At 34.9% G+C, this 12,021-nt stretch carries 9 protein-coding genes; 6 read left to right on the forward strand and 3 right to left on the reverse strand.

Annotation, left to right across the window (positions count from 1 at the left end; genetic code table 11):
- Positions 1-23: 23 nt before the first annotated feature.
- A complete protein-coding gene (locus VNJ50_RS15595) occupies positions 24-860 on the forward strand; it encodes a glycosyltransferase family A protein (RefSeq protein ID WP_325583218.1) in 837 nt (278 codons plus the stop codon).
- Positions 861-862: 2 nt separating this feature from the next.
- Positions 863-1,258: an FdtA/QdtA family cupin domain-containing protein gene (locus VNJ50_RS15600; RefSeq protein ID WP_325583219.1), complete on the forward strand. Its 396-nt coding sequence runs from the start codon at positions 863-865 to the stop codon at positions 1,256-1,258.
- On the opposite strand, the gene VNJ50_RS15605 is transcribed toward VNJ50_RS15600, so the two are convergent.
- The 3 genes from VNJ50_RS15605 to VNJ50_RS15615 all read right to left on the reverse strand — a co-directional run bounded on the left by VNJ50_RS15605 (position 1,241) and on the right by VNJ50_RS15615 (position 3,997).
- Positions 1,241-2,182 (reverse strand): glycosyltransferase family A protein, encoded by a 942-nt coding sequence (locus tag VNJ50_RS15605; RefSeq protein ID WP_325583220.1) that lies wholly within the window; start codon positions 2,180-2,182, stop codon positions 1,241-1,243. The two genes, VNJ50_RS15600 and VNJ50_RS15605, sit on opposite strands and share 18 nt — an antisense overlap.
- Positions 2,182-3,078 (reverse strand): glycosyltransferase family A protein, encoded by an 897-nt coding sequence (locus VNJ50_RS15610; RefSeq protein ID WP_325583221.1) that lies wholly within the window; start codon positions 3,076-3,078, stop codon positions 2,182-2,184. Before VNJ50_RS15610 ends, VNJ50_RS15605 begins: the two co-directional genes overlap by 1 nt.
- A 232-nt stretch (positions 3,079-3,310) precedes the next feature.
- Positions 3,311-3,997 (reverse strand): cell division ATP-binding protein FtsE, encoded by a 687-nt coding sequence (locus VNJ50_RS15615; protein WP_325583222.1) that lies wholly within the window; start codon positions 3,995-3,997, stop codon positions 3,311-3,313.
- Between the two features lie 221 nt (positions 3,998-4,218).
- Between VNJ50_RS15615 and VNJ50_RS15620 the strand changes: the two genes are divergently transcribed.
- The 4 genes from VNJ50_RS15620 to VNJ50_RS15635 all read left to right on the forward strand — a co-directional run bounded on the left by VNJ50_RS15620 (position 4,219) and on the right by VNJ50_RS15635 (position 11,854).
- A complete protein-coding gene (locus tag VNJ50_RS15620) occupies positions 4,219-7,239 on the forward strand; it encodes a tetratricopeptide repeat protein (protein ID WP_325583223.1) in 3,021 nt (1,006 codons plus the stop codon).
- Between the two features lie 76 nt (positions 7,240-7,315).
- Positions 7,316-9,049 (forward strand): TonB-dependent receptor, encoded by a 1,734-nt coding sequence (locus VNJ50_RS15625; RefSeq protein ID WP_325583224.1) that lies wholly within the window; start codon positions 7,316-7,318, stop codon positions 9,047-9,049.
- 161 nt (positions 9,050-9,210) lie between these two features.
- Entirely contained in the window at positions 9,211-10,164 is a 954-nt protein-coding gene (locus VNJ50_RS15630) for a Fic family protein (protein WP_325583225.1), read from the forward strand.
- A gap of 73 nt (positions 10,165-10,237) precedes the next feature.
- Positions 10,238-11,854: an amidohydrolase gene (locus tag VNJ50_RS15635; RefSeq protein ID WP_325583226.1), complete on the forward strand. Its 1,617-nt coding sequence runs from the start codon at positions 10,238-10,240 to the stop codon at positions 11,852-11,854.
- The last annotated feature ends 167 nt before the right edge of the window (positions 11,855-12,021 follow it).

The raw sequence follows: 12,021 nt of genomic DNA on the forward strand, positions 1-12,021 counted from the left end.
AATTTACAATATAAATAAAATGAATGTCGTCCGAAGCTTTAAAACCCTTAGTATTAGAAATACTGATTTCTACCATGTATCGCAAGGATTTTTCGTTTTTGGAACAAATGTTTCCTCACAAACATTATTCAAATTATAACCTTTTGATCATTAATCAAACGACGGACAAGGATATTCTGGTTTCTGACCTGCCAAATTTAAAAGTAATCAATTGCTTTGAATTTGGCGTGCCCAAAAGTAGGAATTTAGCCTTAACATATGCTACAGGCGATATATGTTTAATGGCCGATGATGATATTGTTTATGAGCCTCATATGGATAAAATTATCCTCGAAGCTTATCAAAAACATCCTGGAGCGGCAATGATATCGTTTGAAGCAGTGAATGAATTTAGAAAACCTTATGCCCTTTATGAAAAAGTAGAAACACATACTAAAAGCAGTTTGCACCACATTTATACATGGGTAATAAGTTTCAACCGAAAAATATATTTGGAGCATAATATAGTTTACAGTCCGTTTTTTGGATTTGGAAGTCCGTTTCAAGGTTCAGAGGAATACGTGTTTCTACGAAAAGCTTATGATAAGGATTTGTTTATGTATCATTGTCCTAAGACCATTGTCATGCATCCCGAAGAAAGTTCTGGTCGCCATATGGGGAGGGATTCAATAGTGTCTGCAAAATCGGCCGTCGCTTATCGGTTTTATGGTGTTTTTGCCTACTTGTGGCTCATCAAATACTGTTTTTTTGTTTGGCGATATAAGTACATCAAAACCCATGAAATTGGTTCCAAATTTAAAATTGGTTTAAAGGCCATTGCGACGTACAAAACTTTACAACGATCAGGTGAAATGGATTAATTATGAAAATAGAAATAATTGACATTCCTAAAATAAAGGACCGCCGTGGAAATATTGCCGTCATTGAAAAAGACAGCATTCCTTTTGCTATTAAGCGCGTCTATTATTTGTATGATGTGCCCAGCGATGCCTATCGTGGTGGTCATGCACATACCCAACAACAATCTTTTTTGATTGCGCTCAGTGGTAGTTTTGAAGTTATTTTGGATGATGGATTAAAAAGAGAGCGCATTATGTTGAACAAGCCCGATAAAGGACTGTTGATCCCGACCGGAATTTGGCGAGAAATTGAAAATTTTTCATCGGGTGCGATATGTTTGGTCTTGGCATCGACAGATTTTAATGAAAATGAATATATAAGAGATTATCAGGATTTTAAATTATCCAAACAAACGTAAATTGATGTTTACTTTGAGTGCCATTTTTTTGAGTTCCCAAGCTAATTGAAGCATAGATTTGGGAGAGTTTAGGAGCAATCGCTGTAAAGGTGTGCAATTGTTTTTATCAATTGATTTCATTAATTTTTTTACCAACAAATCTTGATTTTCCAGTTTAAATTGAAGTGCCATTGACACCTTATTGAGATCGAGGAATTTTTTCAGATTTGGATTATTTTGTGCGCTAATTTCATATGCAAGAGGGTTAAAATGCATTCTGCTGCTTAATGCAATCTGAGAAATTCTATTGGTGGTATGTTGCTGATGATACGCACTTACCTTGTTATAAAATGCAACAGGAAAATCGATGGCCAATCGGATCCATAAATCGGTGTCTTCTCCAGAATTATAGTTTTCATTAAAATAGCCTACTTTGTCAAAACTGGATTTTGGAATCATCACACTCGATGAATGTGCAATACATGCCTTTAGGCTGCTTTCAAAAAAATCGTCTAAAACACCATGCCAATTTTTGATTTTTGGAACCTTGTGGAACCGCAACTTGTATAGGTGTTTTTCATCTCTTTTGGCATAAGCTTTGGCATATAATCCGCAATGAGGGAAGGTTTCATATAGCCACTTCAAATCTTCTAAATGCCATGGAAGCCAATAGTCATCAGCATCTAATAAAACGATCAATTGTGAAATTGCTTTCTTTATACCATAATTTCTTGCCGATGAAACACCTCGGTTTTTAATATTAAAAATTCGGATACGACTATCAAAAATTGAATTTACAACAGCCTCACTATTATCTGTAGAACCATCATTTACTATAATAATTTCAAAGTTTTGAAACGTCTGTGCCAGCACACTTTCAATAGTGCTTTTAATATGCTTTTCTTTATTATAAAGCGGAATGATTATGGAAAAAAATGGAGTCATTAGAGTTGTCCATTTCTAGATTTAAAGCACATATAGGTGATTTTATAAAACTTGAATAGCCTAAGTGACGGATTTTTACCACATAAATGCCGTTCCATTTTTAAATGGAGTTTTTTATAAATAAGGCTGTAAATTCCAGACATGCCCATGGTTTTCAGTCTGATGAATGTATTCAATAAGGAGTTATCATGAATGTTGATTTTTCTATCCTGATATAGATCCAGCAAGTTGCTGATGGCTAATTTTGTTTTTTCTAAAAACCGCTCATTCGATGTGATCCCTAAATGATAAACTTCATTATTGATATGAAATACCTTTGCTTTGTTTTCTTTCAGTAAGGTTCCAAAATAATTGTCAAAGCCAAATCCTAATTTTTCTATATTTGGATTGATAGCGGTAAAAACACTTCTTTTGATCATAAAATTACTAGAAACAATAACTTTATAAGAATTTGAATTTGCGATATTTCCATGGGTTTTCTCTTTGGAAATTCCATATTTCCATTGTAAAACCATATCATCTTTTGGTGCCACTTTACCATAAGTATAACCGCCAAAGATGGCATCATAATCCTTCGGAATTAAATTCAAATAAGTTTTAATGAATTCAGGAGATTTTGGCATTACATCGGCATCAATAAACAATAACCAGTTAAAAACCGATTTTTTATATAGAAGTTGCCGCGTTTTCGTACTTCCTAAATGTTCTTCCGATCTAAAATAATGAATGTTGGGAACATGGTTGATGATCCGGTTCTGAAGATCAAAGGTTTCTGATGATCCATCGTCCCAAACAATTATTTCATAAATGCATTTACTAGCTTCAAGTTGTTTGTGCAACTCCTCAACCAAAGGAATAACACTGTAATTATATGTGGGGATTAATACTGAAATCATGTCTAAAATATAGTGTAAAAATACAGTTTTTTAAAAGATGTTCTTGACGTTTAAAAGAAATCAATTTTAATTTTTGGACAGGTTTAAAACCGGTTTTTCAGAAATTTTTAATGGACGTTTGCGAGACGAGAAGGTTAAAAACGATCAGGTTTTAAATCAATTGAATAGTTACATGCTAATTTTTGAAAGAAGATTTAATGTTTTTATAAATCTAAATTAGTCTTAATCACGTCTAATTTCCTTTACGCTGAACTACTTCATAAACCTTATTTTCATCGCATTTTAAGGTTTTGTTTGGATAGCGCAACAAGAGTGCATAATCGTGGGTAGCCATCAAAATGGTGTTGCCGTTTTGGTTGATTTCACGCAAAACTTCCATGACTTCAATACTGGTTTGTGGATCTAAATTTCCGGTTGGTTCATCGGCAAGAATAAGTTCAGGATCATTTAATAAAGCTCTGGCAATGGCAATACGCTGTTGTTCTCCGCCAGAAAGTTCATGCGGAAATTTGAATCCTTTGGTTTTCATGCCAACTTTATCAAGAACATGTTCTATCCGTTCCTTGATTTGGTTTTTATCTTTCCAGCCTGTTGCTTTCAATACAAACTCCAAATTGCCATTAACCGTTCGGTCGGGCAATAACTTAAAATCTTGAAAAACGATGCCCAGTTTTCGTCTCAAAAATGGAATTTCTTTTTCTTTTAAGGTTTTTAAATTGAAATCGACCACATGGCCTTCGCCATGCGTTAATTGCAAATCGCCGTAAAGTGTTTTCATAAAACTACTTTTTCCACTCCCTGTTTTGCCGATAAGATACACAAAATCACCTTTTTGCATATTGACGTTGACTTCAGATAATACCATGCTATCGCCTTGGTATATGGAGACATCTTTTAATTCTAAAACAGTTTGAGACATTTTGTACGAGAGTTTTTTTGAGTGTGGTAAATGTATTATTAAAAAGATGAAAACCCAAATAGCAAAATTCAATTTTAGATTGTTTTTGATTTCTGAAGTTGTTGGTAAAGGTGAATTTTAGGAGAAATAGTTTTTAATAACTTCGTGCATAATTTAATAATCTTTCGTTCGTTATAGATTTAAGATTCAAGTATCTTTGATCGACAAAAAAAACAGATTGAATGACTCATAAAAAATATGCATTTTTAGTAAGTTTCCTATTCCTTATAGGCATTTCTTACGCACAGCAATCGGCAACATATACCAATGATTTGGTCGATTATCAAAAAGCACTCACGTTATATAATAACAAACAATATCAGGCAGCGCAGAGCATGTTTGACAAAGTAAAAGACGCTACCAATAATGAACAGTTGGAGGCCGATTGTACGTATTATTATGCCAATTGTGCCGTGCGACTGAATCAAATTAATGCCGATGCACTTATTGAAGATTTTGTTGAAAAATATCCCACAAGTACCAAAAGAAATTCTGCTTTTATGGATGTGGCCGATTATTATTTTGATAATGGTAAATACTCCTATGCACGAAAATGGTATGATAAGGTTGAAGAACGCAATATTGACCGATCTGAGCGCGATAAATTTTCATTCAATTATGGCTACAGTTTATATTCTACCAAAGACCAAACGGAAGCTTTGAAATACCTCAATCGTGTTGTAAATTCTAAAGAATATGGTTCGCAGGCCAAATATTATATCGGATTTATGGCTTATGAAGGCGATGATTATGATCGGGCCAATCAGTATTTTGAACAAGTAAGTGATAACGAGAAATATAAGGAAAAACTTTCTTATTATCAGGCTGATCTGAATTTTAAGCTGGGCAAATTTGAAAAAGCAATTGAGCTGGCCCAAGCACAAATGAAAAAAAGCAATCCGAGTGAAAAATCGGAATTGTCAAAAATTATTGGCGAAAGTTATTTTAATCTTCAAAAATATAAAGAAGCCATTCCTTATTTAACGGCTTACAATGGGGTAAAAGGAAAATGGAACAATACAGATTATTACCAATTGGGATATGCTTATTACAAACAAAATGATTTTGAAAAAGCCATTTCTGAATTTAATAAAATAGTTGGAGGCGATAATAGCGTGGCACAAAATGCGTATTACCATTTGGGTGAAAGTTATGTCAATTTGGACAAAAAACAAGAAGCATTAAATGCTTTCAGAAACGCATCGCAAATGGATTATGATCTGAAAATTCAAGAAGATGCTTGGTTGAACTACGCCAAAATCAGTTATGAAATTGGTAATCCATACCAATCCGTTCCACAGGTTTTGACCGGTTATTTGAATAAATATCCTCAAACTTCAAATAAAGCAGAAATTGAAACTTTATTGATCGATTCCTATATCACTTCAAAAAATTACAAGGAAGCTTTAAAGTTATTGGAAGGAAAAAACAGTTTTGAAAATAAAGTAGCTTTTCAGAAAGTAGCTTTTTATAGAGGCGTTGAAGTTTATAATGACGGCGATTATAAAGCCGCAAAAGCATTGTTTGAACGCGCAATTAAAGAACCTCGCGATCCAAAATTTACTGCAAGGGCAACGTTCTGGAATGCAGAATCTGATTATAACTTATTTGATTTTGATGAAGCTCTTATTGGTTTTAGACAGTTTAAACAAAATAGTGAAGCGGCCAAAACCCCTGAAATTGCCAATATCGATTATAACCTGGGGTACACGTATTTTAAGTTGAAAAACTATCCAAAAGCTGTAGAGCACTTCAAAGCTTATATCAATCAAGAAAAAGAAGATAAATTACGACTTAATGATGCTTATTTACGATTGGGAGACAGTTATTTTGTGTCGTCCGATTATAAAGATGCCATTACAGCTTACGATAAAGCGATTGCTTTAAAGCAAATTGAAACCGATTACGCCGATTTTCAAAAATCGATGAGCTATGGTTATATCGGCCAAGGAAATACAAAAATCAAGGCTTTAAATGATTTTATTAATAAATATCCAAAATCGGCTTTACGTGATGATGCGATGTACGAAGTAGCAAATTCCTACGTAAAATCAAATGAAAACAATAAGGCTATTGCCATGTACGACCGATTGATTGCGGAGTATAAAAACTCAGTGTTCAATTCAAAATCGGTATTGCGCCAAGGATTAATCTATTACAATTCTGGACAAAATGAGCAGGCATTGACCAAGTTTAAAAACGTAGCCAAAAATTATCCAAGTAGTGAAGAAGCCGTTCAAGCGGTTGCTACGGCACGATTGATTTATATTGATTTGGGACGCGTTGCAGAATATGCGGCATGGGCAAAAACTTTGGATTATGTTGAGGTTTCTGATGTTGAATTGGATAATACGACCTATTTGGCAGCAGAAAAACAATATTTGGAAAACAAAACAGATAATGCCATCAAGCTGTTTAATGGTTATTTGACCCAGTTTCCAAATGGGATGAACGCACTGAAATCACACTTTTATTTGGCCGAGATGTATTCAAAAAAATCTTTGCCCGAAAACGCACAACCACATTATGAGTTTGTGATCAGCAAACCTAAAAGTGAATATACGGAACAGGCCATGGTTAAACTTTCGGAAACTTATCTCAACCATTCGCAATGGAATAAAGCCATTCCACTTTTAAAACAATTAGAGTCAGAAGCCGATTATCCGCAGAATATCTTGTATGCACAATCCAATTTGATGAATGCGTATTATCAACAAGAAAAATATGATGATGCTGAGCGTTATGCCGAAAAAGTATTATCAAGTTCAAAATTGGATAATAAGGTAAAAAGTGATGCCCAGATTATCATTGCACGTTCGGCAATTAAAACCGGTAATGAAGCCAAAGCTAAAACAGCTTACGCAAATGTCGAAAAAATAGCTACTGGACTTTTGGCGGCCGAAGCACTTTATTATAATGCTTATTTCAAAAACAAGGAAGGCCATTATGAAGCTTCCAATACGACGGCGCAAAAATTGGCTAAAGATTATAGCAGTTATAAATACTATAGTGCAAAAGGTTTGGTATTAATGGCCAAAAACTTTTATGCTTTAAAAGATGCGTTTCAGGCCACTTATATTTTAGAAAGTGTCATTTCAAATTTCCCTGAATTTGATGATGTCGTCAAGGAAGCGCAAACACAACTTAACAGCATTAAAGCACAGGAAGCAAAAACAAATTCATCAATCACAACCGATAATTAAATAAAAGAAAAACTGTGGTTTTAAGAATCCAGTATCAGATATTTATAAATAGTGTTGAAAATTTCAATCGAAGACAATGTTAAAACAAATTAAATATATCTTTTATGCCACCTTGCTAACGGTGACGGCAACATTTGCCCAAGAGCGTACCAAAGATACTTTAGATCCTGAGGTGGTGACCGTTATCAAACCTTATACACCAACCATTTCCGATGCTTTTAAAATTAAGGAGCAGCCCACTTTGGATGATGAAATAACCACCAAAAAGAAGGATATAAAATACAATATTTTTTCAATTCCTGTGGCTTCGACGTTTACGCCGGCAAAAGGAAAAGCAGCGACCGTGAACAAAGCAAAACCTATTAAACTTTATGATAATTATGCATCATTGGGCGCTGGATCTTACACTACTATTTTGGGAGAAGTGTACTTAAACCATGAGTTGGGCAGAGGTGAAAATGTTGGAGGTTATTTAACGCACCATTCGTCAAGTGGCGGTATTAGCGGATTGCTGTTGGATGATGATTTTATAGACACCAAACTTAATGTCAATTACAGCCAACGTTTGCGTGATTTATCGTGGACTGTTGAAGCTGGTGGTCTATATCAAAAATACAATTGGTACGGATTGCCACAACCTCATTTTGATGAAACATCGGCCAGTGGAATCAATGGAAGCCATACTTTTTATGGAGCAAATGTAGGTGCAAAGATTAAATTGGAAGATTTTTTTATTAATGATGCCAGTGTAAGGTTTAGACGGTTTGGTGACAATCAAGGATCTGGTGAAAACCGATTTGTAATCAAAACTTCTGCCGATGTGCCAATTAATAACGAACTGATTTCTACTGAGCTGACCATAGACTATATCAACGGTGTTTTTGACCGATATTTTGAAACGGATAATGAGTTGCGTTACGGTAATGTCAGTTTTGGTCTTGCACCTAGTTACCAATTGGTTGAAGATGATCTGACACTTAATTTAGGTGTAAATTTGGTCTATAAAAAAGCTACTGAAGGTGGTAACAGCAATTTATATATCTATCCAAATGTTACGGCTACGTTCAGATTGGTCGATGAGTTGATGATCGCATTTGGTGCGGTTGAAGGTGGTTTAAACCAAAATTCCTATTATGATTTTGCACAGGAAAATCCGTTTGTTTCACCAACGCTTATCATTAATCCAACCGATAAACAATATGAAGCATCTGTGGGCTTGATGGGCAAATTGTCCAATAGCATCAGTTATAATGTTAGTGCGCATTATATGAACGAAAGTAATAAAGCGTTATTTGGAGCTAATCCGGTGTTTTTTGAAGCTACCGAAAATTATCATTATGGAAATTCCTTTGGAATTGTTTATGACGATATAAAAACCGCTTCGTTTAAAGGCGAATTAAATGTTGATGTCAACCGAAACTTTAAATTGGGCGCAAAAGCCGAATATTTCTCATACAATACACATTTTGAAGAAGAAGCTTGGAATCTTCCAAACCTTAAGGCATCCTTATTTGTAGATTATCAAATTGATGAAAATTGGTTTGCCGGAGCTGGTCTGTTTTATGTGGGTGAACGCAAAGATCAGTTTATGCTAACGAGTATTAATGATATTGTTGTGCCCTTAAAGCAAACCATAACTTTAGATAGTTATTTTGATGCCAATGCACATGTAGGCTATCGTTTAGATGACCAACTTTCGTTTTATGCCAAAGTTAATAATATAGCCAATAATGATTACCAACGTTGGTTGAATACACCTGTTCAAGGCATTCAGTTTTTGGCTGGTGCAACGTATCAATTTGATTTTTAAATAATTTTCAACCATATATTTCTAAAAGCATCCTAAAGTTAGGGTGCTTTTTTGTTTTCTTATCATCAAAAGCAGTCTTGAAAAAGGACTATTTATATTTATTGGTAATATCGGATAGGGTTAAATTTTAATATACCCGATAAATATAGTATCTTTGTGGTATGGAAAATTTAGATTTGACATATCGTGAGGAGATGATGCCGTTTTTTGAGCGTCTTGAAATGAAGCTTGAACAATTAAAAAAGCACAGGCCTTTACCTTCTATGGCTCTAAATAAAATTAGAGAAGCCTTGACTGTTGAGTGGACCTATAATTCCAATAGTATTGAAGGAAATACGTTGAGTTTAAGAGAAACCCAAATGGTATTGCAAGACGGCATTACTATTAAAGGAAAATCACTTAGAGAGCATTTTGAGGCTAAAAACCACGAGCGCGCTATAAACCTTCTTTATAAGTTAGTTGATGATCAAAAAATTATTTCCATTCATGAAGTTCTTTCTTTACATGGGTTAGTGCTAAATTCGATAGAAGAAGAGTTTGCAGGGCGACTTCGTAATGGTGGCGTTCGTATTTCTGGAGCAAATTTTGTGCCTCCAAATGCTTTGAAAGTTTCTGGATTATTGGACGATCTTTTCACATTTGTAGAAACCAATCCTTTAAACTTAAACATCATTGAACTTGCTACAGTATTTCATCATCGGTTTGTTTGGATTCATCCGTTTTTTGATGGCAATGGTAGAACGGTACGGTTAGCCATGAACTTACTATTGATGAAACAAGGGTTTCCGCCAGCCATTATTTTGACCAACGATCGGATAAAATATTATACCGCACTTAACGATGCCAATAAAGGACGTTATGGAAAATTGATGCTTTTAATGGCGCAAGCTTTAGAGCGAAGTTTGAATATTTATCTTAATGCTTTGCCTGGAAACACCTTGGAATACACAGAAATTTCCAATTTGGTAGAAGAGGAAAATTTGCCGTATGGTCAAGAATATATTAGTCTTTTGGCACGAACAGGAAAAATTGATGCCTATAAAGAGGGCAGAAATTGGTTAACTACAAAAAAAGCCATAGACGATTACGTTAAAAACAGAAAACGTAAGAGATAATTTTTAAAAGCATTTCAATTGAAATGCTTTTCTTATTTTTACTACACAATTATTTCTAACAGAAACCATAACTATGAAAAAACTATTAGCCATTGCTCTTATTGCCACTATTTTCTCCTGTGAAAGTGAAAAAACAGAGGTCGATTCCATTGTCATTAATGCGAATATTTATACCGTGAATTCCAATTTTGATAAAGCTGAAGCTTTTGCTATAAAGGATGGAAAATTTCTGGACATTGGAAGTTCCAAAGCTATTCAAGATAAATATGCTTCAAATAATGTGATTGATGCCAACGGACAAACTATCGTTCCTGGGTTTATAGATGCACATTGCCACTTTTTGAGTTTGGGTTTAAATCAGCAAACGGTGGATTTGGTCGGCACCAAAAGTTTTGAAGAAATCATACAGCGTATCACTGATTTTCAGAATGAAAAAAATCTTGATTTTATACAAGGTCGCGGATGGGATCAAAATAATTGGGAAGTTAAAGAATTTCCAAATAAATCGATGCTAGATGTTCTATATCCCGATACGCCTATTGTATTGACCCGTATTGATGGCCATGCTATTTTGGCAAATCAGGCGGCTTTAGATTTAGGAAATGTTACTGTGGACAGTAAAGTGAGCGGTGGCGAAGTGATTGTTGAAAATGGTCAACTTACAGGTGTTTTAGTGGATAATGCCGAAAATTTAGTGATGGAACATTGGCCAAAATCAACAAAAAAAGAATTAATAAACGCACTTTTGGATGCCCAAAAAATTTGTTTTAACAATGGATTAACTACTGTGGATGATGCTGGTTTATCCCGTACCGCCATTGAATTAATTGATAGTTTGCAACAAACTGGCGATTTGAAAATACGCGTTTATGCGATGGTTTCGGGATCTGAAGCAAATGTCGATTATTTTTTGAAAAAAGGGGTGAGTAAAACCGATCGATTGAATGTTAGTAGTTTTAAGTTTTTTGCTGATGGTGCATTGGGATCAAGAGGCGCAATGTTACGACAACCATATACGGATAAGCCAGGTCATTTAGGACTAATGGTTACCGATTTGGAAACTTTAAATAATGCTGCCGAGCGTATTGCTAATTCCGAATTCCAGATGAACACTCATGCTATTGGCGATTCTGCCAACCGTGCTATTTTGCAAACTTATGAGAAAGTTTTAAAAAATCATACGGACCGACGCTGGCGTGTAGAACATGCACAAATTATATCACCTGAAGATTTTGGATACTATAAAAATATTGTGCCTTCTATTCAGCCAACCCACGCTACATCTGATATGGATTGGGCCGAAGATCGTTTGGGGCCAGATCGTGTTAAAGGGGCTTATGCATTTAAACAATTATTGGATGCTTATGGAAAAGTAGCTTTAGGAACTGATTTTCCAGTGGAAGAAGTGAGTCCATTCTTAACATTTTATGCAGCGGTAGCGCGTAAGGATTTGGATGGATTGCCAGAAAATGGCTATCAGATGGAAAACGCACTCTCAAGAGAGGAAACTTTAAAGGGCATGACTATTTGGGCAGCTTATTCGAATTTTGAAGAAAACGAAAAAGGAAGTATCGAAAAAGGAAAGTTTGCCGATTTTATCATTCTCGATAAAGATATCATGACTGCTGAGGTGAACGACATTCCAAACATTAAAGTTCAGAAAACTTTTGTGGGCGGGGAGCAGCAATAAATCATTCTTTGTTTCACGGAGTCAATCAGAGTTGCACAGAGCGTTTTACTATATGCTCTGCGCAACTTTTCTTAATTTTTGTGAACTTCTCTGATATTTTTTTTCTTAATATAGCCGCGCCAAATAATCATAATGCTCACCTTCCATAATCAATTCACATTGTAGTC

Origin of the sequence: Gelidibacter sp. (assembly GCF_035577925.1) — a bacterium.
GTDB lineage: Bacteria > Bacteroidota > Bacteroidia > Flavobacteriales > Flavobacteriaceae > Gelidibacter.